Here is a 25168-nt window from a genome sequence, read left to right as displayed (position 1 = left end):
TTTTTCTTGAAAGGAGTATTTATGGATAAAATAACAATAAAACTTACAAAATATTTCATGCTTATAATTACTTTAATTGTTGCTATAACCCTTATTACTAGTAGTATTTTTCTATCTAAGTTTTATCTAAAGCAACAGTATGATAGTTTAGAGCTCTCTGCTAAGGAAATATATAATTCATTAAGCTCTAATCAGCAAATTACTAATACGGATGTAACTGCAATACTTATAGATAACAGTAATATTACTCCTTTAACCCATGGTAAAATGGGTATGATGCCGTTTTTACATTCTGCAAGAGAAAATAATTTTAAAACTAAAGGTGTTTTTCAAAATAACATGGGTGGTGAGTTTTTATATTACAAACTCCAAACTGATATAGGAGATATTGTAGTCTTCAAAAACAACAAGTATTCTTCAGATTATTTAAGAATAGTGTATATTGTTTTGTTTATTATATTTATATCATCGATTTTGCTGTCAATTCCTCTAATATCTTATGTAGGCAAAAAATTTACAAGACCTATACTGAAATTACAAAAGCTATCTTCTTCAATATCTAAAGGTGACTTCGATGTGAATTGCATTGTTAATACTAATGATGAAATAGAAACATTATCTAATAGCCTTAATCAAATGGCTGTGAGTTTAAAAAAGAAATATCAACTTCAAAGAGATTTTATAGCAAATGTATCACATGATTTCAAAACTCCTTTAAGTGTAATTAGGAGCTATAGTGAAGCAATATCAGACGGGATAGTTGATGAAAAAGACACTAAAAAATATGCTAACGACATTATTAAAGAAGTTGATAGATTAAATTCTCTAGTTATGGATTTGTTGCAACTATCAAAGCTTCAAGATGGGGCATACTCTTTATCAAAAGAATTTATTAATTTATCTAATCTTGTACATGAATGCGTTAATCAGTTTAATCCTATACTTAGTAAAAAAAATATATCAATAGATATTTCTATCGATACTATAGAAATCTATGCAGATAAAAAATATCTTCAAAGAGTATTATACAATTTTATTGATAATGCAATAAAATTTAGCTTCGAAAATAGTAAAATAGAAATTTATACAACTAACATAAATAACTCAATTAGATTGTCTGTCCAAGACTTCGGCATAGGCATAGAACAACATTTGTTAGAAGATATTTGGGACAAATATTATAAAAATGCCCAAAGTGGTGGCATTGGCTTAGGCCTTCCAATTTGCAGAGAAATTTTAAAGCTTCACGGATTTGAATACGGTGCAAAAATCTCTGATGTTAAGGGAACTGAATTTTATTTTGTTATACCCCCAAATAATATACGTACTATAAAATTATAAAAATCGTAATCGTAAAGTTATTGCAGCATATTCTCAAATAAAAAAAGTCACTAGACTAACCTAGTGACTTTTTTATAATAGCTAAAAGTTGAGTAAATATATTTTCAAAAGACTTCCCTGCTTTCTTTAAAGCCATTTTAGTCTTATCTTTATCTTTAACAAAGGATAAATTATAGTTAAAACATATAGTATCTTATTAAACATTTTTATCTCAGTTTCACCTAAGGTTTAATTAACAATTTTAGAAAAGTCAGATATAAACGTGAAATTTTTATATAAAATAAGTGTAATGACTTTAGCAAGAGGATACTCCTCCTCCTCTAATAAAAAATCCGCGTCTAAACCAACTACTTGAATAATCAATAACGGAATTGCGTACATATTCTTCAATACTTGAATTATATACGACTCTAATCCCATTTGATTCTTCTAAGACATCCTCTTGATTCTTTAACTCATCCAGAGTTAATTGAAGTCTTGGTCCACCTCATCCAAATCCGCCAAATGAGATTCTAAGCATGGTATTTTCAGGATTATTCTGCTTTGAAATAGCTTCCTTTAATTTTTCTACTGCTAATTCTGTTATCTTTATCATTTTATTATCCCCTCCATTTTCTGTCTCTTCATCTTAATTCTCCTTATATCATAACATCGTAATATTATAATGTAAAGATTGTAATTTTATAATAATTATATAATTAAAAATAATGATATTATGAAAAAGCACCTAACTTTAAGTAGATGCCTTATGTGAAATACTTATTTAATTTTCTCTTTTAAATAAATTGCATTGGCTGGACATTTTTCAATAACTTTATTTATACTATTAATATTATCTATACATTCAATATCTATATTTTCCTCTATTATCTTTGCTTTTTTATCAGATATTATAAAGGTATCTGGAGATAATTTTGCACATACTCCGCATCCTATACAATATTGTTCCTTGATAGTTAAACCTAGATTTTCTTCTTCTTTATCATCTTCTAAAACTATCACACTCTCTTTCTTAACTACTTTAGATATAATATAGGCCATAGCAAATATTGAGGCTGTAGTCAGTACCCATCTTATAACCATAAATTTAGGACCTAAAAACTTTGCCTCATTTGCAAGCATTGGTACCTTAATTACAGCCCAGGCACTTAATATAACTACAATATTTGAAACACTTGCGCCCTTTTTAAGAAGCATCTTACAAACGGGAAATGCTGCATAAATCGGACCTGCAGAAAAGCTTCCTAGAATAAAGGAGAAAAGTGTACCTTTAATACCTGAATTTTCTCCAAAGCTATTTACAATAGTTTGCCTTGGTACCCAAGCCTCTATTAAAGAGGTTAATATAAAAATTACAGGCATAATTTGAAGCATTTCTATAACATAATACATACTATTTCTACCTGATTGAGCTGCTTTATCAGGCATAGTACTTAAAAGAAACAGATAAACTACAGCAACTAGAAACAACAGTTTATTTTTCTTAACAAATTTTATAAGCTTCATATCAATACCCCCATAACGAGAGCTATAATTACAGCAAATCCAAAACTTAAAGAGTTTCTCATAACTGTAAATTTAAGACCAAACTCTTCTTTTTCAAGGGGTAAGGTTACAACTCCTACCATAGTTAAAGTAGCTAAAAATGCAATTGATGGAACTATACCAAACCCTGCATCTATAAGAGAACCCACCAAAGGAAATGCTACAAAAGCAGGAATTAAAGTTAAACTTCCCACTAAAGCAGATCCAATAGTAGCCACTAAAACATTAGTTTTTCCCATAAAGCCTTTTATTGTTTCTGGAGGTATGAAGGTTAATATTAGTCCTATTAAAAATAATATTCCTATTATTTCCCCTATCATATTTTTCATCATACCTCTTGCCATTTTCATAGAACTTACGGTTTTGTCTTTGTCTTTAATTATCGACAGCATAAAAGCAATACCTGTAATAATCCAAAGGGCTAATGTAAATATATCCATAATTATTTCTCTCCATAATTCTTAGGATTAGGAGCCTTGATAACAAATAACTCTAATACTTCATCATCAAAATTGTTTACATTCATTTGCACATTATAAGGAATATCAATAATATTACCTTGTGAATACTTTTGAGGTTCTTGATCATTTAATTTAAGCGTTAATACCCCTCTAACTACAACCATATAAACATTTGAATTTGAATAATGCTGTGGAAGACCTGTTCCCTTAGTAAAAACCATGTGGTTTAATGCTAAATTGTCATCATCAATAAGCTTTTCAATCACCTTTTCATTTACTCTTTTAAATTCATAAATTTTTTCTAACATAAAAATTCTCCTTCCATAATTTTTATCTTTATATTATAATTTTTATAAATATATTAAAAGTAACCAAGGTTACTTTTTGTGGGAGAATATTTATGGATATAAAAAATTTTATCGACATAATAAGACATATAGATTTATTTCATAGTTTCTCTTCAAATGAATTACTTCAATTGTTTGATAAGCGATACTATGAAATAAAAGAATATAAGAAAAGTAATATTATTTATTTACAAAATCAAAGATGCTCTACTTTAGATGTTATTTTAAAAGGAAATATAACTGTGCAAAAAATTGATTCAAATGGAAAAATACTAACTATATCTTCATTTGGAGCAATGGATACTATAGGAGGCAATTTGATTTTTGCTAATAACAATATTTATCCTATGACTATAGCTGCAAAGTCTTCAAGTATAATTCTTCATGTAAAAAAAGAATTAATCCTTGAACTTTGTCAAAGAAACAAAGATTTTCTAATTATGTTTATTCAATCTATATCTGACAAAACCTTATTACTTACAGATAAGATTAAATCTTTAACTATGAAAACTATAAGACAATGCATAATTGATTTTTTAACCTATGAGTACTATATTCAGAATAGCTTACGTATTGTTTTAGGAATTTCAAAGAAAGAATTAGCAGAGAGAATTGGAGTACAACGACCTTCTCTTTTAAGAGAATTAAATAAAATGAGAACTGATGAATTGATAGAGTATGATGCACACTCAATAACTATAAAGGATATTAAACTAATAGAAAACTCTTAATCACCATATACATTAGGGGTTTACTATTAATATATTATATGTTATCATTATATCTTAATATTAAAATATAATGATTTATATTAAGAGGTGATATCTTTGCAAAATATAATATGGTGGTTATTAGTTGCTTTTATTGTTTTCACAATGCTTAGAAAGAAATTCTTTATGTTTAATAATAAAAATTTAAAAAATATAAAAGCTGATGAGGCTTATAAGTTAATAAATGAAAATAAAAACATGGTTATCCTTGACGTAAGAACAAAAGGTGAATTTGATTCAGGGCATATACCTAAAGCTAAGAACATACCTGTAGAGTCTATATCTTCTAGAGTTAGTGAATTAGGTAAGTATAAGGATACTCCTATTCTTGTGCACTGTGCTTCAGGGGGAAGAAGCCCTTCGGCTGTAAAAGTTCTAGTAAATAATAATTTCACTCAAATTTATCATCTTAATAGCGGTCTTATGTCATGGAAACATCAGCTAAAGAAATAAAACTAACAAATTTTAATTGCAGTTAAGGGGTATATGTATAATATATCCCTTAACTTATTTACGTAGATTATATTTCATCTATCTTAAATCTAATTTGTACTAACCTTAAGATTACCTTAATCTTTTCAACGCAAAAAAGCTTACAGTGGCGATTTACCCTGTAAGCTTTTTATTTGATATTAAATTTTATTCTATCTGCCTAAGTTAATTACATTTTGAATAAGGCCTTTACATCTTCCACAACCTTCTCCTGTTCCTGCCTTTATGATTTCTCCAACCTTTTCTACTGTATCAGCTCCACTTTTTACAGCATCAACTACTTCTTTAAGTGAAACATTCATACAACCACATACAGATGAAAGGATTTTTTCAAGTTCGCTTTTACATCCTTCACATTCAGTACAAACACCTGTCATATCTACTAATTCCTCTACTGTTCTTTCGCCTTCAGTCATTGCTTTTCTTATAGTAGTATAATCAACGTTATTTTCAGTACAAATCACTCTATTTCCTACCATTTTAAATACATCCTTTCATTTTAGTATTGCTAATATGCTTTTCCTACTAAATTATATAATTTTATATTATTATCTAGCATCTTAACAGTAAAAAACTAGGGAAATCCTAGATATCTTAATTCTAATTTTCATACTTTTGAGTTTATCTTAATTTTTACCCCTTAGGTATTTTGTATATAGTTATATAGAAACTATCCACTGGAAGAATTTGTGGGTTTGAAAATATAAAACCATATGCTATACTATGTCTACAGTAAAAGTTACAAAACAGTTACAAAACTTAATTAAACAAAAAATTCTTAAATTAAATTATAGATATTAAGTTAATCAACTAAGTTTAAATCATAAGGAGGATACTACTATGATAAAAACAACTAAAAAAATATTCGCATATTCAGTGTTGGGTGTATTATTAGCACTTCCTATGTCAAATAGCGCAGATGCTTTAACTAATACAACAACTAATTCATATAACACTTATTTACAACAGTATTTCAGCAAATATTATACAGCGCCAACTACAACTACAGTAAAACAACCAACTACAACAACTACTACTTCACAACCAGCTCCAGCACCTACTACAAACAGTACAACTGCAGCTCCTACGACTGGTGAATTTAGTGCATATCAACAAGAAGTTTTAAATATAGTAAATAAAGAAAGAACTTCAAGAGGACTAAGTGCTCTTAAGTTTAATACTGAATTATCTAAAGTTGCTACTATAAAATCACAAGATATGATAGATAAAGGTTACTTTGCTCATAATTCACCAACTTACGGTTCACCATTTGACATGATGAAGAAATTTGGTATAACTTATAAAAGTGCTGGAGAAAACATAGCTATGGGTCAAAGAACTCCTCAAGAAGTTATGACTGCTTGGATGAATTCAGATGGTCATAGAAAAAATATATTAAATTCTAGCTTTACAGAAATAGGTATAGGTATAGCTAAAGATAAGAACGGAAGATTATACTGGACACAAATGTTTATAGGAAGATAATATAAATATTTTGACTGACATCTTATTGGTGTCAGTTTTTTTGTAATTTAAAAAAGCTAGGAAATCCTAGCTTAAATAAGTACTCTATAATGAACAACTTGGTTGTAAAACAAGTGACGCTCCAAATTTTTGCGATGCCGCTATAAAACATATATGCAATTTTAACAGCTAAAATAGAATTGGATATATAATACAAAAGGTATTGTCATATATTATGACAATACCTTTATTTAAAACCATATACTATTTTATATATTCATCGCTAACCAAAATATTAGAAATAACATCTGTAGTAATTTCAAATTCAACGACACCCATATATCCAGGTGCAACCATATATTTATTAAATGATATAACTATTTTATTATTGTCATTTATATAAAAATTTTGATTCTTATCTATTTTCTCAAAAGGATCTATATCTTTTTCTTTAACCCAATAATATTTATTTGGGTCATCTTTCATTTGTTTTATCATCTGCTCTTTAATATTTTCACTTATTATATCTATATAGCTATCATCCTTAAACAAGCTAGGAAGTGTAATTAATATTTCATTATTTTTGTCTATTGTGTCGTACTCAAATGTGGTAGACGAGGATCCAACAGTATTAACTACATAACGTCCTATTGAAAGGATTCTCTCATTATCAGTTTTTACCACATATCCACTATCTACGCCTAAATGGCCTCCACCTGCTGTTTCTAAATCTTTTACTTCTTTATTGAATTCTTCATATAACTTCTTGTTTTCTTCTATATATTTTTCATTTAAACTATTTTGTGTATCTTTATTTTTCATTCCTTCTATTGATGGAGATTTTATATTAGCATTATAAGTTTTTTCATTAAATTTATATTCTCTAAATGTGACTATTTTTATTAAATTTCCTACTATAGGAACTTCTGACATAGCATTTGCAACTGTAGGACTAGTGTTAACACTTATAACTACAGCTAATAATGCTACTGAAACCCATGATGCCCCTCTAATAGTTTTAATTTTATTCTTTTCCTTCTTACTATTCTTAATTGCTTTTCTCACTACAAAACCTAGTTCTTCTGGTATTTCTATATTATGATAATCATGTTTTAATTCTTCTAATTTTATCATGACCAATCTCCTTTATTATTAGTTTTCCATTTCTATACGAAGTTTTTTTAATCCAGTGTACAGTCGAGTTTTTACTGTACCTAAACTTATTCCAAGAATATAAGCTATATCTTCTAGTTTTAAATCTTCGAAATATCTTAATATAATAATAGTTTTAACATTATCTGGAAGACCATCTAAAGCATCTTTTAAATCCAAATCTTCATATCTGTCTTCATTTGCTTCAGAGTTAGCCTCTAAGATATTGTCTTCAACAAAGCTTACTCGATTATTTTTTCTCAAAAAATCTAAGGAAGTATTTATTAATATTTTGTAAAACCAATTCTTAATATAATTTAAATCCTCAAGACTATCTATATATCGAAAAGCTTTATATATACTTTCTTGCACCATATCTAATGCATCTTCCTTATTTTTTACATAGCTATATGCTAATCTATAGTGAGCTTCCTTGTTTTCAATTAAGTACTTTTCTAGTAATTTATAGCCCTTACCTTTTAACATGATTTATACTAAACTCCTTTCAGATACTTACCTTATTTATGTCATCTATTATATAAACGTATGCGAACTTGAAAAAGTTTTAATGTATTTTTATTTTATAAAAAACATTAAATTTAAATAAAGGTATTGTCATAATTATGACAATACCTTTATTTAAATTTATGTATATTATTTTCTATGTTTATACATTGAAGTATGCTTTGTAATGGTAATTTCATGCTTTCTATATATAATCCAAACTCTTCAAAAGATTTGTTGTTGTCTTCATCATATGTTTTTATTATTCCTTGTTCTAATCCATTTATGTGACAATAAATATATTCTTTTATATTTTCTATAGTTTTTAAGTTTTTTATTTCTTCACCGCGCAAAACAATATACTTCACATAAAAGTATAAATAAATTAATATTATATACATTATTTTGAATTCAATGTTTTACTAATAAGGTTTGTTAAGGCTTCAGACCCTGAAGATTTTAAGTGTACTCCATCGCTTTCGAAATATTCAGGATGCTTAACTGCTGTAGAATACCAGTCAATCAATACTACATTTTCTCTTTCATCAGACTCTCTCTTTAAGGCTTTATTAACTTTACTTTCCCATGATCGTGGTACACGGGTATTTACTAAATATACATCTGCTTTTGAAAAATAGTTAAGTAAATCCTCAATTTGTTTTTCAGTAAAATATCCATTTGATCCTAATTCAATAATGACTGCATTATCAGTACTATTAAATGATGAATATGTAGGTACTAATTTTATCGCTTCCTTCATTTGTCTGCCAATTTTTCCGTCAATTGTGATATTCGTATATGCTTTCTTAAGACTTGGTGTAATATCTATCATTATAGAATCTCCAATAGCCAATACTTGTTTATATGATTTATCAGAACTTACCGAATTATTTTCAAGAGAAGCCTTCTCAGAATCTTTATCTGTAACAGCTTCATCTGTACTGCTTGTTTTTACCTCAGTTGCATAAGATTTTGTTTTTTCTACATTTTGTTCATTTTTTACCGAACTAGTCATCCCAATAGTAAACACTAAGACCACTGAAGTTGATATTATAGCTAAAAATTTCTTCGCCACAGTTAATTGACCCCAATTAAAAATATTAACCCATAAATATTTTCTATAAAATCTTCGTACTCCAAGTTTTCGTATAGGTGTTTCTATAAAACGGTATGAAAGTTCTGCAATGATACATATAACAATTAATCGTAATATAACTTTCCAATAAACCGGATTTCCTATTTCCTGAATAGGGGTACTCAAAACCATAATAGGATAATGCCAAAGGTAAATTGCATAGGATCTTGTGCCAATCCAACGTAGAGGCTTCCATGAAAATAAATTACTTAAAAAACCTCTTGGAGAGCAAACACATACTATAAGTATAGCTGTATTAAAACTAAATAGTAACATCCCACCTCTATATAGGAAAGCTGAGTATTCATCCATAAAAACTGCACTAAGAATAAAAACAGCTAAAGTTATTATACTTGCAATATTTAACACTTTCTTTTTAATAGAAATTTGTTTGGATGAAAGTTTGTTCATAGGCAAAACAAGAGCAAGACAACTCCCTATTAGCAGTTCAAATGCACGAGTATCAGTCCCATAATATACACGACTTGGATCAATATCGGGGCTATACATTATACCCATTAATATTGCTGAGCATAATGCTCCCACAAAAACTATAACGGAAAATTTATTACGTTTTTTAAAAAACTTTAGCCCTGTTATTAGAACAATAGGCCATATAAAATGAAATTGTTCTTGTACTGCCAGGAACCAAAGATGCCTCAAAGGTGAAGGAGTACCAAAACTATCAAAATAAGAAAGCTTATGAAAAATAAACCACCAGTTAGTTGTGTAAAAAATAGAAAATACCGCATCTCCCAAAACCGTAGTTAATATTTCTCTTTTAAATAATATTACCCATACAACTGTTGTTATAATCATTGCAAAAACACTTGGTAGTAATCTGCGAATGCGCCCACACCAAAATCTTTTTAAATTTAAGTCAAGCTTATTTTTTTCAAGCGGTAAAATCTTAGATGTTACTAAATAACCAGATAAAACAAAAAATATGTCAACACCTAAGAAGCCTCCTCTAGCCCAATTAAAGCTAAAATGATAAGCAACTACAAAAAATATTGCTAAGGCTCGAAGCCCATCTAATCCATATATATAACTATGATTCTGCGTATTATTTTGAGTATTATTCAACATAGAAAGACCACCTAACTCTTTATTTTAGACTAATTTTTATATTAACTCTATTTATAGACGTTAGAGAAAGGTAAAAAGTTTTAAACATTTTAATATATTTTTCGACATAAAAAGCTCCTTTTATTAACTACATTTAAAGTTAACATAGCTATGAGTCAAAGACCTTATAGGTGTCAGTTTTTTTGTAATTTAAAAAAGCTAGGAAATCCTAGCTTAAATAAGTACTCTATAATGAACAACTTGGTTGTAAGTCAAGTAATGCTCCAAATTTTTGGGATGCACTTATAAAACATATAAATGCACAAAGCTCAGATATTTCGTTATCTTTAAATACTGATTTTAGTTTATCAAATTCTCTATCATCTATATTATTCTTCGAAAACATATCTGCAAATTTAACAACTGCTAATATTTTTACATCAGCTATATCTTCTGATGGTTTACCTTTTGCCATGCAATACTGACATCCATTATTTAATGCAAGAGTGCGTCTTACTTGTTCTTTTAGCTCATCACTAAAAGTATTAGATTTAAATAACACCTCCTCTAAGTTGCTCCAATTCTCAAGTACATTAGTGTTATAACCTAACAATTGCTCAAATGGCGTGTTTCCCTCTTTTGAAAATTCTATTCTAGGCATATTATCCTCCTATATTTATATTAATTTTATTTATTAATATTGTATTATATATTTTGTTTAAATTGCATTTCATTTGATATATAATAATATAATAAATATAGCAAATGATATAAAATAAGTAAGGAGTGGGTTGCATATGAAACTTGACGAAATTGATGTGATGATTTTATCACAATTGCAAAACGATAGCCGATTATCTATAAGGGAATTATCAAAGCGCATTAACCTTTCCCCTCCTTCTGTTACAGAAAGAGTAAGAAGACTTGAAGACATCGGAATTATTGAAAGATATACAATAAAAATAAACAAGAAAAAATTAGGATTTCCTATTGATTGCATAATAAAAGTTACAATGAAAAATGGAGAATACGAAAGATTTAAGACATTTATAAAGGACTTTCCAAAAAGTGAATGGTGTTACAGAATCGCTGGAGATGGATGTTTTTTAGTAAAGTTATCAATTTCAGACCTAAATGAAGTAGAAGAATTTATAAACGAAATATCTTCATATGCTCTAACTTCAACTATTGTAGCATTCTCTTCTGTAGAAATTAATGATGATATTAGCAAATTATTATTATAAATTTACATAATAAAAAACACAACCAACATCTATATGATTTTGGTTGTGTTTTTTTATGAAAATAATTTTATCAATTATGCGTTAGCTTCAACTTCACCTAACATTTTTGGAAGATCTGCTTTAGCATCTCCACTTATTAATTGTAAGTTAAATACATCTTGTAATACTCCTAATACCCCTGGTGATACGAACTTTGGAGCTGAAGGTCCGATGTATATGTTTTTAACACCTAAGCTGAATAATCCTAATAATACTGCAACAGCTTTTTGTTCAAACCATGATAATACTATTGTTAATGGTAAATCATTTACGCCACATTCAAAAGCTTCTGCTAAAGCTATAGCTATTTTAGCTGCTGATCCTGAGTTGTTACATTGGCCTAAATCTATATATCTTGGTATATCTGTTCCTGGAACATTTCCAAAATCTATATCATTAAATCTGAACTTACCACATGAAGTTGTTAGTATTACAGCTTCTTTTGGTAATGAATCTGCTAATTCTCTATAGTAATCTCTTCCTTTAGTTGGAGCATCACATCCAGCTATAACGAAGAATCTCTTTATTTTACCAGCTTTTACAGCTTCTATTATTTCTGGAGCTGCATCAAGCACTGTAGAGTGATGGAATCCAGTAGTAAGTGTTTTTTCTGATTGCATGTTTGCTACTGGTAATGATAACGTCTTTTCTATTAAAGCACTGAAATCATTGTTTACGATCTTTTGAACTCCTTGTAGCCCTGCTGTTCCATAAGTCCACATTCTATCTGAATAGCTTCCTTTTGTTATTGGCATTAAACAGTTTGTTGTTCCAAGGATTGCACCTGGGAATTCTTCAAATAATTTTCTTTGATCAAACCAAGCTTTACCAACGTTACCTTTTAAGTGCTTAAATTTATTTAACTCTGGATAACCATGTGCTGGTATCATTTCTGAGTGAGTATATACGTTTATTCCCTTACCTTCTGTCTGCTCTAATAATGCTTTTAGGGCATATAAGTTGTGTCCTGTAACTAATATACAGTGACCTTCTACTTTATCTTGAGATATTGTAACAGGTGATGGTGTTCCTAAATATGATGTATGTGCTCTATCTAATGTATCCATTATTTTAACTGCTGCAGTACCAACTTTTAAAGTCATATTTATATGTTCTTCTAAATTGAAGTTTGAGTTTGTAAGTGTTGTATATAAAGCTTCTTGAGTTATTGCGTTTACTTCTTCGTCAACGTATCCTAACTCTTTAGCGTGAGTAGCGTAAGCTGCAACCCCTTTAAGACCAAATATCATTATATCTTGTAAACTTGCTATATCTGGGTTCTTTCCACATACCCCAACTTTTGTACATCCTTGAGCTGGCGTTTGTTCACATTGATAACAGAACATTGGATTTACTACTTTTAATTCTGACATTAATAATTTCCTCCCTATTTCCCTTTTTTAATTTTACATATCGTATGCTTAGTATATACCAATTTACCATATTTTTCCGTAACATAAGTTACAAATAAATATTTTTAAGAAATTGCCTATAATTTTTATTTACTTTCCACTTATATCCAAATTTATTATATAATTATTAAATGTAATAGTTTTTTACTTATATATTCTATAAATTCTTATTAAATAATTCTATATAGATTAAATTTTGAAGGGGGATTACATAATGTATAGTTTTAAAAATGATTATAGTGAAGGTGCACATCCAAGGATTTTAAATGCTTTAATAGAATCTAATATGATTCAAGAAGAAGGTTATGGAAGTGACACTCACACTCAAAATGCAATATCTAAAATAAAAAAAGCAATAGGAAATGAAAATGTTGATATTCACTTTATATCTGGAGGAACTCAAACAAACTTAATAGCTATCAGTGGTTTCTTAAGACCTTATGAAGCTTGTATATCTGCAAATACAGGACATATTGAAGTTAACGAAGCTGGTGCAATTGAAAATACTGGTCATAAAGTTCTTACAGTAGATTCAAATGATGGAAAGATAACAATTGAAAAAGTTCAAGAAGTATTAAATACTTATGTTGATGAAAATACTGTAAAGCCAAAACTTGTATATATTTCTAACTCAACAGAATTAGGTACAGTATATACAAAGAATGAGCTTAAAAACTTAAGTGAATTCTGTAAGATTAATAATCTTATATTATTTGCAGATGGTGCAAGATTAGGTTCTGCCCTTTGTGCTAAAGATTCAAATGTAACATTAGAAGATATGTGTAACTATACAGATGCATTTTATATTGGCGGAACTAAAAATGGAGCCCTTATTGGAGAGGCACTAGTAATAATAAATGAAAATCTTAAAGATTGCTTTAGATACAATATGAAACAAAAGGGATCTATACTTGCTAAAGGAAGACTTTTAGGAATACAATTTGAAGAATTATTTACGGACAATCTGTTCTTTGAGTTAGCAAATCATGCTAATGAAATGGCAGATATTTTAAGAGAAGGTTTAAAAAAAGCTAATTGTAAGTTTTTAGTTGATTCTCCAACTAACCAAATATTTCCTATTTTAGAAAATAAACAAATTGAAAAGTTACAAGAAAAGTTTAAATTTTATTTTTGGGAAAAAGTTGATGATAACCACTCTGCTGTTAGATTAGTTACTTCATGGGCTACTAAGAAAGAAGCTGTACTTGAATTTATAAGCGAGTTATAAACTTAAATAAAAAATATAGCCTAACTATATTATCAAATATAGTTAGGCTATATTTATTTGTCTCCTACAAACTGCTCTCCCATTATATCGTTTAAATCAGATATAATTTTTTCGTTTTCTCCAACATATAAAACAATAATATTTCCTTTTTTATAGAAATGGGGATATGAAATCCAATCAATAATTATTGATTTATTCCCATCACTATACCCAAACCCATCCATATTTATGTTTTTTGCATCATCTTCCATTTCTTTGTTACTATTGTATAAATAAATATCCAGTGCTTCTTTCCCAATTACCATTCTCTTTCTTGTAGTAGAAAGAAAATCTTCTGGGTTTTCTACATCTTGAATTTCAAAGTTATAACCCTTTGCTTTCATTTCATTTGTAAAGTGTTCTATATCGAAAGTGCCTTGTGAGTCCTTTTTAGTACAACCTATAAACATAGTAATTATTAATGACGATAAAACAAATAATACAATATACTTATTTAAATTTCTCATAATATATTTTTCTCCCTATCCATAATAATATATTATAGTTTATTTATAAGTTAGATTGTTTATGTTGTTAATATTTTTTTAAATAGTTATTCCTTTAACTATAGCATCTGCCATAGTATATACATTGTAAATGCTCATATCATAACAATTATCTATAAAACAACACTCAACGATTAATGATGGCATCTTTGTATTTCTTAAAATATATAACCCAGGTCTTTCCTTAATTCCCCTATTTCTAAATCCTAATTTACTTATATTTTCACATATGTTATTGGCTATATTTACAGCTTCAGAATCAAAGCTGTAAACAAGTACTTCAGTTCCACAAGTCTTTTTATCTAGTGCATTAAAGTGAATACTTACATATAAGTCACAATTGCATTCATTCCCTATTTCAACGCTTTTTTGGAGGTATTCCTCCTTTGTATTTGCACAATTTACAGTTGCATCAACTACTTCATAACACCTATCTTTTAAAAGCCTAATAACCTCACTTGCTACCTTTCTATTTTCTATACTTTCATTTTTAATGCCTATTGCTCCACTACCTGGACCAGCTAAAGTATGGCCTGCATTTATACATATTTTCATAACATCTCTCCTAAAAATAATTTCTATATTTATAGTTAATTGTATGCATCTTTACGTAATAAAGGTGCTAACCGTTAACAATTAGCACCTTCATTTATATATTTTACAAATTAGATTGTTTATGTTGTATATATTTACCTTCTTCCCTTTTTGCTTCTGCTCTAGCACTTATATATGTACCTTCAACTACATTTTCAAATCCTCTTTTTCTTATTATGTCTTTTATATAATCTATATGTGGACATCTATCGTAGTGATAATTATCAGTTGTCATACATGAGGATAAATGTATTACAACTTCCCCTTTTTTAATATTGTTCTTTGCTAACAACATTTTATTAAGATGCGATAAGTGTGATGTAACCCCTTTGCCACAACATCCTCCACATGTAAATGCTATATATCTTATATTATCTTCGTATCCTTCAAACTCACCTTCTCTATTGTAAAATGAGTTTGTACATGCAGCTCCACTACATCTTCTCTTAGCAATATCACATTGAATCATTACAACATATTTAGTTTCCATCACATTACCCCCATATAGTTAATTTTAAATTACTCCAGATTCTATAATTCCAAAACTAATCTTATTACAATCAATTTCAGCAATTGCTCCATAAGGTATAGTTATCATAGGAGCTGTATGACCAAAATTCATATTATAAAGAATAGGTAAATCATTTAGTTTTAGTTCATCCCTTACTACTTTTAATATAGCACTTTTATATTCTTCATAGTACATATTATCATAAGGCTTTCCAAAAACAATTCCATTAGCTTTATTTAAAATACCTTGAGAACCATAATTTCTAAGCCAGTACTCAAAGTACTTAGGATCTGGCTTATCTTCTGAAGTTTCAAAGAATATTATTGATTCATTCCACATTTCTTCATCTGGCCAAACTTCTGTCCCCTTTAACATTTCAAGTACTTCCATGCATCCACCAATTAGTTTACCTCTTGCTATTCCCTTTCCTTGTAATAGTTCATATCCTATATTTGTATTTGTTTTTCTTCTTATATATTTATTTTTTTCATCCCAAGGTAAAAACTCACTTGTCCATATATCTGATGAATCAATATCTCCAATTATTGAATCATTAAACAATACTTTGTGGGTCCAATACTTTGTGTAATCAAACATCTCAATGTTTTCAGCAAATTCTGCTAGTATAGAAGGGCCATAAAAACTAGAAATTCCAGCCTTTAGACATATCATATGAGTAACAGTAGTATCTGAATATCCTATAAAAACCTTTGGGTTATTTTTAATTGCATCCAAATCAATGTACGGTAGTATTCTAGCACTTTCATATCCTCCTATACATGAAAAGATCCCCTTAATTGATTCATCTTTAAAAGCTATCATTAAGTCTTCAGCTCTTTTTTGTGGATTATTGTATATATATTCAGATCCCTTTAACGTATTTTGCATCTCAACTACTTCTAATCCAAATTCTTCTTCAAGTCGTTTTTTTCCTTGATGATAACGCCATAATATATCGCTATCTCCTGCACCACCCCATGATAAACTCACAGTTGCAACTTTATCCCCTTTTTTTAATTTTTGTGGTTTTATTAAGTTCACAATAAATCCCCCTTTTTATATTTTATTGTGATATACATCTAAGTCAACTGTACACTATTATTGCTTTAAATTTATTATATTATTTTTAAACTGTCAATATTTCTTTCCTCCTATTATTTCTAAATTATATTGACAAAAACTATTATATATTATAATATGAACATAGTTCATTTGGAAAAATTCTAGGAGGCGTTATAGTTGGCAAGGATAATTGAGAACCCACAACAGCTTATATTAAGCAAAGCTAAAGAAATCTTATATAACGAAGGATATATGAAGTTAACAATGAGAAATGTTTCAAAGGCTTGTAATATCGCTCTTGGCACAATATATAACTATTATCCTACGAAAAAAGATTTAGTTATTGAGATGATGACTGAATATTGGCATGGGTACATTAATAAAACTCAGGATATAGTTAACTCAGATAATACATTCTACGATAAGCTTAAAATAATATTCGATGATTTAAGTATTTTTCTAAAGACTTTTAAGGAAATATGGCTTAAACCTGAACTTTATGATAAAGCTGATTATGTCAAAGATGGAATAGAAAGAAAGTCTCTGTATATAGGTAAGCTAGTACTCCTTATAGAAGACATTCTTATAAAGCATAATAAAGTAAAAAGTAATTTAAGTTCTTACGAGTTAGCTGAATTCATTGTACTTAACTTTATAACAATTGTTCAAATGCCTGTTTTTAAATATTCTTCCTTTGAGGTTATTTTGAAGGAATTACTTAATTAAATCATATCTTATTGATGTTCGGATTTTGAACTTTATAAAGATATGATTTTAAAATACATCGCAATGAACAATGTTCATTAGCATTTTAATTAGGAGGATTATGTTATGTTAATTTATGCAATAGTTTCTATTACTTTAGCACTTGTGTTCTATACTATTGGAGTATGGAGCGAAAAAATACAAGGGGAGTTAAAAAAATGGCATTTAGGAATATTTTGGGCTGGCTTAGTATTTGATACTTTAGGAACAATGCTCATGGGTGAAATTGCAAGTGGAGGATTTGAATTTAACTTTCACGGTATAACTGGCCTATTAGCAATTATTCTTATGCTTTTCCATGCTTTATGGGCTACAGTTGTTTTAGTAAAAAACGATGCAAACGCTAAGGTGAATTTTCATAAGTTCAGCATTATTGTATGGCTTATTTGGCTAATACCTTATATATCTGGAGCAATGTTTGGTATGGCAAAGTAAATATAAAAGGCTACAGATTACCTGTAGCCTTTTTATATTTATACCTTATTTTTTCAATTACTAGTTTTTATAATATTATCTATAGTTATTAATAATTCTTCTTTATTTATATCCTTACTATTATTTATTTTTTCTTTTAATTTTAATATCTGGCTATCTTTATCATTTAATTTTTCTTGATAATCTTCTTTTATATCTTCAAAACTCTTGTTAATCATATTTATCAATGAAGCCATTTCATCTGAACTACCAGCAATTCTATTTAGTAATAGCAAGTTTAATTGAAGTATTTCTGGAATTTCATCATGTGAGTATCTTAATTGATGGTCAATTTCTCCATACCCCTCTTCAAATATAGTTCTAACTTGAACTTCTGCAATTATCTTTTGATTAGTAGGATAAGATTCAATAATATAGTGAACTGATCTATATCCTGATATCCTTGATCTTACCGCTATACCTAATTCTTCAAACTTTTTAGTATTGTCCCCTTCTCTAACATTTGCTACAATTTCATTTATATTCCACATTCTAGTTACAAAGTCATGGATTTTTTCCCAGTCTTCCTTGAATATATGTATTACTCTTATACCTAATAAATCAGTAATCTCATCTCTATAGTTATCAACTGTAAATTTAAAATCCTTTCCATACTTAGCCCTTCTATCTGGAGTCTTTCTAATAATCTTTTCTATTAAATGATCTGAATCTTTAGCTCTAGTTTTAACTGAATGTACATATTTGTTTCCTCTTAAAATATTAGCTATTAATTCTGCTTGTGTTTCATAGCTCGCTTTATAATTATTATAATCTATGTATATTTCATTTAAATCTTTTAAATCTATATTATTATCTGCTAAATATTCTTCACTAATTTTATATTTTTTTAAAAAATCTTCTTTATTAAGTTTCATCCTGTCCTCCTCAATATCTCTTTCTGCCCTAATAAATTAACTCAATATTATTATATACCAAAAACAGCTATAATTATAAAATATAGCTGTTTTTTAACAATTTGAAGTACAATTATTTTAGCAATCTCATTCTATAAGCACAAACAGCAGTTTCACTTAACTTATCTAAAAACTTGTTATTAACATAAGCTCCTACAAATGCACCTATTCCAGGAACAAGTTGAAAAAACTTTGCCAAATCAATATAATCTCTATATTCTTGTTGGAAGCTTCTCCAATCAAAAGCATCTATATCTGTAGGCAATGTAGCCGAATACTCTTCCCAATTTTCCATTTGAGCAAATACCTTATTTATATTTCTTTGGCTTGAAAAAGCAAGTTGAAATATACTTAGTATATAAATTCTCTCTTTATAATCTTCCATATCAAAGCCGTAAACAGCAGCAATATCATAAAGAAATTTGATTTTAATACTAAGTAGTAATGGTAAATCTGCAAGACCTAGTAATATACCCCCAGCGCCAGTACCTGCACCTTCTATCATTGCTGTAGTTTTATATATTTTAGTTTTTTGGGCAACTATCTCTTCTCTTTCTCTTAGTGATATATTTCTATATGGTGGATTCGCAACATATTTAGAACCAAGTAAAACTCCTTTAGTCATATTTTTTATAGCTGAAGTCACTATTTCATGATATTTTTCTGGTAAAATTCCATTGAATGTATTTTGCATTCCTTTTGAAGCTTTTTCTACTAATGAAGGTTTTTTTCTCATTATTTTCTTCCAATTATCTAGTTCTCTTATAGCATTTTCATTGTAAAAATCCACTATTAACACCTACCTAAATTATTTGATTATTAATTATATTATCACATATACTTAACTTAGTATTTCATTTTGATCAAATTCTAATCTAACTAAAATAAAGCTACACCTAAAATTTAAGTGTAGCCTTGTGATTATTTACTATGTTTTATAATATTTTTAGCTCCCATAAAAGTAGCTAAGAAGTATGCTCCATATACAATACATATAAATATAGATGCAATTATTATATTTTCTATCATACTTGCATTTCCAAATTCTTTAATTACATCGTTTGATACCTTAAGCCCTACTATTGAATGAACTATAGAAAGTCCAAGGGGCATTAAGAAGTATATACCTATTTGAGTAAACAGTGCTTTATTAATCATACTTCTTTCGGTACCTATTTTTCTAAGCAAATTATATCTTTCTATATTATCAGCAGCTTCTGATAATTGTTGAAGAGCCAACACTGCTCCACTAGTTATTAAAAACACTATCCCTATATAAGTTCCTAGGTATGATATCATTATAGATGTTCCTAGTAAACTAGCAACTCCTTTTTCTTTAGTCATTAAGTTATAATATGTTTCATAGTTTGATTTATTATAGATTTTATCGGCTTTTTCTTGAATTCTTTTTTCATCCTCATCTTTAAATTTATCATTAAAATTCATAATCAATGTAGTGCTATCTACCTTTAAGTTTTTAACTTCATTATCATTAAGTATTATAGTTCCACCACTATTGCTAAAATTTCCATTGTCAATATTTACATATATAGCTTCATTATTTTTTGATTTATATTCTTTGTTATATATTTTTATATTATTGTTTTTTTGTAAAAACTTATTATAAGCATTCACCATATCCTCAGTACCTGCAAATATTACATATTCATTATCTTCAAGATGAATTTCATCTTTATTTTGCAGTTTCATAAGCTTATTATAATCTGAAAGTTTTATTATATTAATATTTTTTGAGTGTTTAATAAATGAACGATTATCACTTGATAGTCCATCAGTATTTTCTTCAGTTATAATATTTTTAAAAGACAAATCACTTTCATATCTTTTATAAGTTGTATATGAACTTAAATATTTTTCCATATCAATTCCATTGTCTTTTAGAGTTTCTATTGGATCTTCATCTTTAAATCCACCCATTACTCCCTCATAAGCAAATCGAGATTCTAAGTCCTTTGTAAGTGCCATATTTATGCCCATACCAGATGATAACACGCATATTGTCACAAACAACATTAAAGATATGAGTGTCATTGAAACAAAGTTTGTATTAATCTTACTTCCAATTTGTCTTATTACAAATAAATTTAAGTTTTTAAGATATATATTATCACGAGATTTTATTACTTCTAATAAAAATCCTGATAATGACATAAAGAATAACAGTGTTCCAATTGCTCCTAATGTCATAGATGTATAAACTATATTTTCATTAGCCAAAATTCCATTCTTAATTATCATAAAATATGCAGTTGCTAAAATAATTAAAGACAATATAAATAACACTACAGATATATTTTTATTTCTTATTTTAAAGCTTTCATTTTTCTTAGATCCGTATATTAAGTCTATTAATTTATATCTTGATATAGAGTAAGAGTTAAACAATATTACAAATATAAATATTATACTAAAACATAATATTGTTTTAATTAATGCACTACTTGAAAATACAAATTTATATGCTGACAAATCCACTTTAAATAACTTAACTGTTATTAGTGATAACCCCTGAGATGCAAATACTCCAATAAGTAGTCCTACTACTAGAGACAATGCTCCAATTATAATTGTCTCAATTACTAATATTTGAGATATTTTATTTTTACTCATTCCAAGGGTCATGTAAATCCCCAATTCTTTTTTTCTTCTTTTTATTAAAAAGTTGTTTGCATATATAACCAAAAATCCAAGTATTATAGCTACAAATACTGAAAACGTCCCCATAACATCAGTTATTAGGTCTAATATTTCATGTTTTGCCGAACTCATACCCATCATTACCTTTTGAGCTTCCACTGAGTTAAAGGTATAAAATATACATACTGCAAATGTTAAAGTTAGAAAATATATAGCATAATCTCTAAAGCTTCTTTTTACATTCTTAAGTGATAAACTAGAGTACATTGTTTGAGTCACCTCCAAGTAAAGTTACTACCTCAATGATTCTATTGAAAAAATCCTTTCTAGAATTATCTCCTTTTTCTAATTCTGTAAATATTTTACCGTCCTTAATAAACAGTATTCTATTTGCATAACTTGCTGTGAAAGCGTCATGTGTAACCATTAATATAGTTGCATTCATTTCTTTATTTAATTTTTCAAATGAATCTAGTAATAGTCTTGCTGACTTTGAATCTAGTGCTCCAGTTGGTTCATCTGCTAGTATTAACGATGGATCTGTTACTATAGCCCTAGCTGCTGCTACTCTTTGCTTTTGACCACCTGACATTTGATATGGAAATTTATCTAATACTGAGCTTATTTCTAACTTATTTGCTATTGTACTTATAAGACTTTTTATCTCTTCTGGCTTTCTGTTTTGTATTGTAAGAGCAAGTGCTATGTTTTCATATGCTGTAAGAGTATCTAATAAGTTAAAATCTTGAAATACAAATCCTAGTTCTTGCCTTCTGAACTTTTCTAATCCCTTTGATTTTAACTTTGTAATTTCTGTGTTGTTTATTATTAACTTTCCAGATGTTATACTGTCAATTGTAGAAATACAGTTTAATAATGTTGTCTTTCCACTTCCTGAAGGACCCATTATACCTACAAATTCACCTTCATTTACTCCAAAGCTTATTTTATCTATTGCCTTAGTAACATTGCCTTTGTTGCCATAATATTTTTCTATGTTATCAACTTTTACTATATTTTTCATAATTTCCCTCCACATCTTTATTTTCTAAAATTATTTTACCCTAATTAAAGATTTCATCATATCGATTTAAGTTTCATAAACCTTTCATTTTTGAAAGGTACAATAAAAGAGCCGTAATATTACGACTCCAATAATGTTATCTTTCCAAGTGGAAAAATTATATTTACTTTTGTTCCTGTGTTTTCTTCTGAAGTTAATTCTAAACCTAGTCCCAACTTAGTTGTAAGTTTTTTACAAATGTATAGCCCCATACCCGTTGACTTACCGTGCTTTCTTCCGTTTTCTCCCGTAAATCCCTTTTCAAAAACCCTTCTTAAATCTTCTTTAGGTATTCCAATTCCATTGTCTTCTATAGACAATACAACATTGTGTTCATTTCTTTTAGAATGTATCTTTATCTCTGCATCTTCTTCTTTGGAATATTTAATTGCATTATTTAATATCTGATTTATTATAAATTCAATCCATTTTATATCTGTATAAACTACATTATCTATATCTTCTAAATTTAACTTTATTTTTTTGTATATAAAGTCCCTAGAATTTCTTCTTATTACATTTCTTATAGCTATTTCTAAATTTAATTCTTTTACTATATAATCCTTACTTGTATCGTTACTTCTTGAGTAATATAAAACTTGTTCTACGAAATCTTCTAATTTTGAAATTTCTTTTTCTATGTTTTTAGTAACTTCGCTTTTGTTATTATCTATTATTAGCTTAGTTGAGGCTATAGGAGTTTTTATTTCATGAATCCAAGCTTCAATATACTCCCTATATTCAATTTCCTTATCTTCGTAGTGTTTTATATGGCTGTACATATCCTTTTCTACACTTTTAAGTGTTTCGTATACTATTTTTCCTTCCAAAAACTCAGGTTCTTCTATTGTTTCACTCAATAAATATTTTTTATCAAGTGAATTTAGGCTTTCTACAATAGAATTATAAAATCTAGCTTTTTGTGTGTAATCAATTATAAAAAAGGTACCTATTGGGAAAAACCAAGTCATAAATATACCAAAAATCCATACTAGATGTATATCTACATATGCTAAAAACATAGCTAAAGGAATAAAAAAAATCATATTTATACTTAAGAAAAGCAATTTTTCTTTTAAATAGTTTTTTATACTCATTCCATTATGTATCCTTGTCCACGTCTAGTTTCTATTGGGTTATCCATACCTATTTCCATTAGTTTTTTTCTAAGCCTTGTCATGTTTACAGATAGACTATTATCATCTACGAAGAAATCGGTAGACCATAAATACTCCATTAGCTCTTCTCTTGAAACTATAATTCCTTTATTCTTTATTAAAAAACCTAGTATCTTAAGTTCATTTTTTGTAAGTTCTAATGTGTTTTCTTTATACGTTATACTGCTGTTAGATAAATTTAATTTAAGTTCTTTATAAATTAAAATATCTGATGATGTTGTAGCTTTTAAGCTTCTCTTTAATACAGAGTTTATTCTTGCAAGTAAAATTTGAGTATTATATGGCTTTGTAATAAAATCATCTGCCCCTAGATTCATGCTCATTAATTCATCCATTTCACTATCTCTACTAGTTACTATTATTATAGGAACTTCTGAAGTTCTTCTTATTTCTCTACATATGTAATACCCGTCGTATACAGGTAAGTTTATATCTAATAGTATCAAATCTGGATTTTCATCTTTTATATAATCTATTATATTCTCGAAATTACTAGGTGATTTTACATCATATCCATACTTTTGTAATAGTTCACTTAATTCTAATCTTATCCTCTCTGCGTCTTCTATAATAAGGATCTTTTGCATTTTTTCACTTCCTTTGTATATATGAATTAATTTTAATTATAACGAAACAGTTTGTTAAAACGATGGTGGTGTTATAGCAAACACAACTTTAACATTTTCATTATATTTATTTTTCCACTTGTGCTTCATATGAGGTAGTATCTTAACACTGTCTCCTTTATTTAATGTAATAACTTCATCATCTAAATAAAGATCTACTTTTCCTTCAATAATATATGCAGCTTCTTCTCCTTCATGAGACATTAACTCCTCTGATGATTGAGAATTAGGGGTTAAGTCCATTAAAAGAAACTCTAATGCTCCTTGTAGATTAGGCGATAATAATTCATATGATAAATTGTTATTTTCCGGAAATATCATTTTTTTACGCTTATCTTCTCTTACAACTAACTCCTCCGTATCTTTGGATTCTGTAAAAAAAGTAAATAACGGTGCATCCAAAATTTTAGCAATAATTTTAAGTGTATTTATAGAAGGATTAGCTAATCCCCTTTCTATCTGACTTAGTAGAGACGGTGTAACCTTAGCTAATTCTGCTAATTCTCTTATACTTAAGTTTTTTGATTTTCTATACTCTAATATCTTTCTCCCGATATTTATATCATCCATAATTTA

29 protein-coding genes are annotated in these 25168 nt (G+C 28.1%); 8 read left to right on the top strand and 21 right to left on the bottom strand.

Annotation, left to right across the window (positions count from 1 at the left end; genetic code table 11):
* The first annotated feature begins 21 nt into the window (after positions 1-21).
* Positions 22-1341, top strand: a complete 1320-nt coding sequence (locus ACUSRV_RS10270; protein WP_490141860.1) for an ATP-binding protein — start codon at positions 22-24, stop codon at positions 1339-1341.
* A 759-nt stretch (positions 1342-2100) separates the two neighbouring features.
* Here the strand turns inward: ACUSRV_RS10270 and ACUSRV_RS10265 are convergent.
* From ACUSRV_RS10265 to ACUSRV_RS10255, 3 genes are read right to left on the bottom strand one after another with little or no spacing between them, the layout of a single operon-like run.
* Positions 2101-2847, bottom strand: coding sequence for a permease (locus ACUSRV_RS10265; RefSeq protein ID WP_490141859.1), 747 nt, complete (start codon positions 2845-2847; stop codon positions 2101-2103).
* A complete protein-coding gene (locus ACUSRV_RS10260; protein ID WP_490141858.1) occupies positions 2844-3326 on the bottom strand; it encodes a permease in 483 nt (160 codons plus the stop codon). Before ACUSRV_RS10260 ends, ACUSRV_RS10265 begins: the two co-directional genes overlap by 4 nt.
* Before the next feature lie 2 nt (positions 3327-3328).
* Positions 3329-3655, bottom strand: a complete 327-nt coding sequence (locus ACUSRV_RS10255; RefSeq protein WP_490141857.1) for a cupin domain-containing protein — start codon at positions 3653-3655, stop codon at positions 3329-3331.
* A 92-nt stretch (positions 3656-3747) separates the two neighbouring features.
* On the opposite strand from ACUSRV_RS10255, the gene ACUSRV_RS10250 reads away from it, so the two are divergent.
* Positions 3748-4425, top strand: coding sequence for a Crp/Fnr family transcriptional regulator (locus ACUSRV_RS10250; RefSeq protein WP_490141856.1), 678 nt, complete (start codon positions 3748-3750; stop codon positions 4423-4425).
* Positions 4426-4521: 96 nt separating this feature from the next.
* Positions 4522-4917 carry a rhodanese-like domain-containing protein gene (locus ACUSRV_RS10245; RefSeq protein ID WP_490141855.1) on the top strand — a complete coding sequence of 132 codons (396 nt, stop codon included), beginning with the start codon at positions 4522-4524 and terminating at the stop codon, positions 4915-4917.
* Between the two features lie 191 nt (positions 4918-5108).
* Here the strand turns inward: ACUSRV_RS10245 and ACUSRV_RS10240 are convergent, their stop codons facing one another.
* Positions 5109-5435, bottom strand: a complete 327-nt coding sequence (locus ACUSRV_RS10240; protein ID WP_490141854.1) for a (2Fe-2S)-binding protein — start codon at positions 5433-5435, stop codon at positions 5109-5111.
* 361 nt (positions 5436-5796) lie between these two features.
* Between ACUSRV_RS10240 and ACUSRV_RS10235 the strand changes: the two genes are divergently transcribed.
* The gene (locus ACUSRV_RS10235; protein ID WP_490141853.1) at positions 5797-6441 is read left to right on the top strand and encodes a CAP domain-containing protein; all 645 of its coding nucleotides are present in this window, start codon (positions 5797-5799) and stop codon (positions 6439-6441) included.
* A 243-nt stretch (positions 6442-6684) separates the two neighbouring features.
* Here ACUSRV_RS10235 and rsiV read toward each other — a convergent pair whose 3' ends face one another.
* From rsiV to ACUSRV_RS10210, 5 genes are all read right to left on the bottom strand, one after another.
* Positions 6685-7554, bottom strand: coding sequence for an anti-sigma-V factor RsiV (rsiV, locus tag ACUSRV_RS10230; RefSeq protein WP_490141852.1), 870 nt, complete (start codon positions 7552-7554; stop codon positions 6685-6687).
* Positions 7555-7572: 18 nt separating this feature from the next.
* A complete protein-coding gene (gene sigV, locus ACUSRV_RS10225) occupies positions 7573-8058 on the bottom strand; it encodes an RNA polymerase sigma factor SigV (RefSeq protein ID WP_490141851.1) in 486 nt (161 codons plus the stop codon).
* 149 nt (positions 8059-8207) lie between these two features.
* The gene (locus tag ACUSRV_RS10220; RefSeq protein ID WP_490141850.1) at positions 8208-8429 is read right to left on the bottom strand and encodes a hypothetical protein; all 222 of its coding nucleotides are present in this window, start codon (positions 8427-8429) and stop codon (positions 8208-8210) included.
* Between the two features lie 47 nt (positions 8430-8476).
* Positions 8477-10300, bottom strand: a complete 1824-nt coding sequence (locus ACUSRV_RS10215) for an acyltransferase family protein (RefSeq protein WP_490141849.1) — start codon at positions 10298-10300, stop codon at positions 8477-8479.
* A 226-nt stretch (positions 10301-10526) separates the two neighbouring features.
* A complete protein-coding gene (locus tag ACUSRV_RS10210; RefSeq protein ID WP_490141848.1) occupies positions 10527-10940 on the bottom strand; it encodes a carboxymuconolactone decarboxylase family protein in 414 nt (137 codons plus the stop codon).
* 136 nt (positions 10941-11076) lie between these two features.
* On the opposite strand from ACUSRV_RS10210, the gene ACUSRV_RS10205 reads away from it, so the two are divergent.
* On the top strand, positions 11077-11523 hold the full coding sequence (locus ACUSRV_RS10205; RefSeq protein ID WP_490141847.1) for an Lrp/AsnC family transcriptional regulator: 447 nt from the start codon (positions 11077-11079) through the stop codon (positions 11521-11523).
* Positions 11524-11597: 74 nt separating this feature from the next.
* On the opposite strand, the gene hcp is transcribed toward ACUSRV_RS10205, so the two are convergent.
* Positions 11598-12935, bottom strand: coding sequence for a hydroxylamine reductase (gene hcp / locus ACUSRV_RS10200; protein WP_490141846.1), 1338 nt, complete (start codon positions 12933-12935; stop codon positions 11598-11600).
* Between the two features lie 253 nt (positions 12936-13188).
* On the opposite strand from hcp, the gene ACUSRV_RS10195 reads away from it, so the two are divergent.
* The gene (locus tag ACUSRV_RS10195; protein ID WP_490141845.1) at positions 13189-14202 is read left to right on the top strand and encodes a threonine aldolase family protein; all 1014 of its coding nucleotides are present in this window, start codon (positions 13189-13191) and stop codon (positions 14200-14202) included.
* A 53-nt stretch (positions 14203-14255) separates the two neighbouring features.
* On the opposite strand, the gene ACUSRV_RS10190 is transcribed toward ACUSRV_RS10195, so the two are convergent.
* The 4 genes from ACUSRV_RS10190 to ACUSRV_RS10175 all read right to left on the bottom strand — a co-directional run bounded on the left by ACUSRV_RS10190 (position 14256) and on the right by ACUSRV_RS10175 (position 16893).
* On the bottom strand, positions 14256-14708 hold the full coding sequence (locus ACUSRV_RS10190; RefSeq protein ID WP_490141844.1) for a hypothetical protein: 453 nt from the start codon (positions 14706-14708) through the stop codon (positions 14256-14258).
* Positions 14709-14786: 78 nt separating this feature from the next.
* Entirely contained in the window at positions 14787-15302 is a 516-nt protein-coding gene (locus tag ACUSRV_RS10185; RefSeq protein ID WP_490141843.1) for an N-acetylmuramoyl-L-alanine amidase, read from the bottom strand.
* A 103-nt stretch (positions 15303-15405) separates the two neighbouring features.
* Entirely contained in the window at positions 15406-15831 is a 426-nt protein-coding gene (locus ACUSRV_RS10180; RefSeq protein WP_490141842.1) for a CGGC domain-containing protein, read from the bottom strand.
* 24 nt (positions 15832-15855) lie between these two features.
* On the bottom strand, positions 15856-16893 hold the full coding sequence (locus ACUSRV_RS10175) for a S66 family peptidase (RefSeq protein WP_490141841.1): 1038 nt from the start codon (positions 16891-16893) through the stop codon (positions 15856-15858).
* Positions 16894-17091: 198 nt separating this feature from the next.
* Here ACUSRV_RS10175 and ACUSRV_RS10170 point away from each other — a divergent pair, with 198 nt between their 5' ends.
* Both ACUSRV_RS10170 and ACUSRV_RS10165 read left to right on the top strand, forming a co-directional pair.
* Positions 17092-17640, top strand: a complete 549-nt coding sequence (locus tag ACUSRV_RS10170; RefSeq protein ID WP_490141840.1) for a TetR/AcrR family transcriptional regulator — start codon at positions 17092-17094, stop codon at positions 17638-17640.
* Between the two features lie 105 nt (positions 17641-17745).
* Complete coding sequence (locus ACUSRV_RS10165) at positions 17746-18114, top strand: HsmA family protein (RefSeq protein ID WP_490141839.1); 369 nt, start codon at positions 17746-17748, stop codon at positions 18112-18114.
* 53 nt (positions 18115-18167) lie between these two features.
* Here ACUSRV_RS10165 and ACUSRV_RS10160 read toward each other — a convergent pair whose 3' ends face one another.
* The 7 genes from ACUSRV_RS10160 to ACUSRV_RS10130 all read right to left on the bottom strand — a co-directional run bounded on the left by ACUSRV_RS10160 (position 18168) and on the right by ACUSRV_RS10130 (position 25162).
* Positions 18168-19028 (bottom strand): RelA/SpoT domain-containing protein, encoded by an 861-nt coding sequence (locus ACUSRV_RS10160; protein WP_490141838.1) that lies wholly within the window; start codon positions 19026-19028, stop codon positions 18168-18170.
* 112 nt (positions 19029-19140) lie between these two features.
* Positions 19141-19857: an EcsC family protein gene (locus ACUSRV_RS10155; protein WP_490141837.1), complete on the bottom strand. Its 717-nt coding sequence runs from the start codon at positions 19855-19857 to the stop codon at positions 19141-19143.
* 131 nt (positions 19858-19988) lie between these two features.
* Entirely contained in the window at positions 19989-21992 is a 2004-nt protein-coding gene (locus tag ACUSRV_RS10150; protein WP_490141836.1) for an ABC transporter permease, read from the bottom strand.
* On the bottom strand, positions 21982-22749 hold the full coding sequence (locus tag ACUSRV_RS10145) for an ABC transporter ATP-binding protein (RefSeq protein ID WP_490141835.1): 768 nt from the start codon (positions 22747-22749) through the stop codon (positions 21982-21984). The genes ACUSRV_RS10150 and ACUSRV_RS10145 overlap by 11 nt, the downstream gene beginning before the upstream one ends.
* Before the next feature lie 119 nt (positions 22750-22868).
* A complete protein-coding gene (locus ACUSRV_RS10140; RefSeq protein ID WP_490141834.1) occupies positions 22869-23885 on the bottom strand; it encodes a sensor histidine kinase in 1017 nt (338 codons plus the stop codon).
* The gene (locus ACUSRV_RS10135) at positions 23882-24553 is read right to left on the bottom strand and encodes a response regulator transcription factor (RefSeq protein ID WP_490141833.1); all 672 of its coding nucleotides are present in this window, start codon (positions 24551-24553) and stop codon (positions 23882-23884) included. Before ACUSRV_RS10135 ends, ACUSRV_RS10140 begins: the two co-directional genes overlap by 4 nt.
* A 54-nt stretch (positions 24554-24607) precedes the next feature.
* The gene (locus ACUSRV_RS10130; RefSeq protein WP_490141832.1) at positions 24608-25162 is read right to left on the bottom strand and encodes a helix-turn-helix domain-containing protein; all 555 of its coding nucleotides are present in this window, start codon (positions 25160-25162) and stop codon (positions 24608-24610) included.
* Between the last annotated feature and the right edge of the window lie 6 nt (positions 25163-25168).

The organism is Sporacetigenium sp. TC11 (assembly GCF_058146105.1).
Note: the sequence above shows the minus strand (reverse complement) of the source record. Positions and strands in the feature narration are given on the sequence as shown.

Bases quoted from the DNA above. Each gene is read 5' to 3' on its own strand.
- ACUSRV_RS10270 (WP_490141860.1), top strand. From the start codon at position 22: ATGGATAAAATAACAATAAAACTTACAAAATATTTCATGCTTATAATT.
- ACUSRV_RS10265 (WP_490141859.1), bottom strand. From the start codon at position 2,847: ATGAAGCTTATAAAATTTGTTAAGAAAAATAAACTGTTGTTTCTAGTT.
- ACUSRV_RS10260 (WP_490141858.1), bottom strand. From the start codon at position 3,326: ATGGATATATTTACATTAGCCCTTTGGATTATTACAGGTATTGCTTTT.
- ACUSRV_RS10255 (WP_490141857.1), bottom strand. From the start codon at position 3,655: ATGTTAGAAAAAATTTATGAATTTAAAAGAGTAAATGAAAAGGTGATT.
- ACUSRV_RS10250 (WP_490141856.1), top strand. From the start codon at position 3,748: ATGGATATAAAAAATTTTATCGACATAATAAGACATATAGATTTATTT.
- ACUSRV_RS10240 (WP_490141854.1), bottom strand. From the start codon at position 5,435: ATGGTAGGAAATAGAGTGATTTGTACTGAAAATAACGTTGATTATACT.
- ACUSRV_RS10235 (WP_490141853.1), top strand. From the start codon at position 5,797: ATGATAAAAACAACTAAAAAAATATTCGCATATTCAGTGTTGGGTGTA.
- rsiV (WP_490141852.1), bottom strand. From the start codon at position 7,554: ATGATAAAATTAGAAGAATTAAAACATGATTATCATAATATAGAAATA.
- sigV (WP_490141851.1), bottom strand. From the start codon at position 8,058: ATGTTAAAAGGTAAGGGCTATAAATTACTAGAAAAGTACTTAATTGAA.
- ACUSRV_RS10215 (WP_490141849.1), bottom strand. From the start codon at position 10,300: ATGTTGAATAATACTCAAAATAATACGCAGAATCATAGTTATATATAT.
- ACUSRV_RS10210 (WP_490141848.1), bottom strand. From the start codon at position 10,940: ATGCCTAGAATAGAATTTTCAAAAGAGGGAAACACGCCATTTGAGCAA.
- ACUSRV_RS10205 (WP_490141847.1), top strand. From the start codon at position 11,077: ATGAAACTTGACGAAATTGATGTGATGATTTTATCACAATTGCAAAAC.
- hcp (WP_490141846.1), bottom strand. From the start codon at position 12,935: ATGTCAGAATTAAAAGTAGTAAATCCAATGTTCTGTTATCAATGTGAA.
- ACUSRV_RS10195 (WP_490141845.1), top strand. From the start codon at position 13,189: ATGTATAGTTTTAAAAATGATTATAGTGAAGGTGCACATCCAAGGATT.
- ACUSRV_RS10190 (WP_490141844.1), bottom strand. From the start codon at position 14,708: ATGAGAAATTTAAATAAGTATATTGTATTATTTGTTTTATCGTCATTA.
- ACUSRV_RS10185 (WP_490141843.1), bottom strand. From the start codon at position 15,302: ATGAAAATATGTATAAATGCAGGCCATACTTTAGCTGGTCCAGGTAGT.
- ACUSRV_RS10180 (WP_490141842.1), bottom strand. From the start codon at position 15,831: ATGGAAACTAAATATGTTGTAATGATTCAATGTGATATTGCTAAGAGA.
- ACUSRV_RS10165 (WP_490141839.1), top strand. From the start codon at position 17,746: ATGTTAATTTATGCAATAGTTTCTATTACTTTAGCACTTGTGTTCTAT.
- ACUSRV_RS10160 (WP_490141838.1), bottom strand. From the start codon at position 19,028: ATGAAACTTAATAAAGAAGATTTTTTAAAAAAATATAAAATTAGTGAA.
- ACUSRV_RS10150 (WP_490141836.1), bottom strand. From the start codon at position 21,992: ATGTACTCTAGTTTATCACTTAAGAATGTAAAAAGAAGCTTTAGAGAT.
- ACUSRV_RS10145 (WP_490141835.1), bottom strand. From the start codon at position 22,749: ATGAAAAATATAGTAAAAGTTGATAACATAGAAAAATATTATGGCAAC.
- ACUSRV_RS10140 (WP_490141834.1), bottom strand. From the start codon at position 23,885: ATGAGTATAAAAAACTATTTAAAAGAAAAATTGCTTTTCTTAAGTATA.
- ACUSRV_RS10135 (WP_490141833.1), bottom strand. From the start codon at position 24,553: ATGCAAAAGATCCTTATTATAGAAGACGCAGAGAGGATAAGATTAGAA.
- ACUSRV_RS10130 (WP_490141832.1), bottom strand. From the start codon at position 25,162: ATGGATGATATAAATATCGGGAGAAAGATATTAGAGTATAGAAAATCA.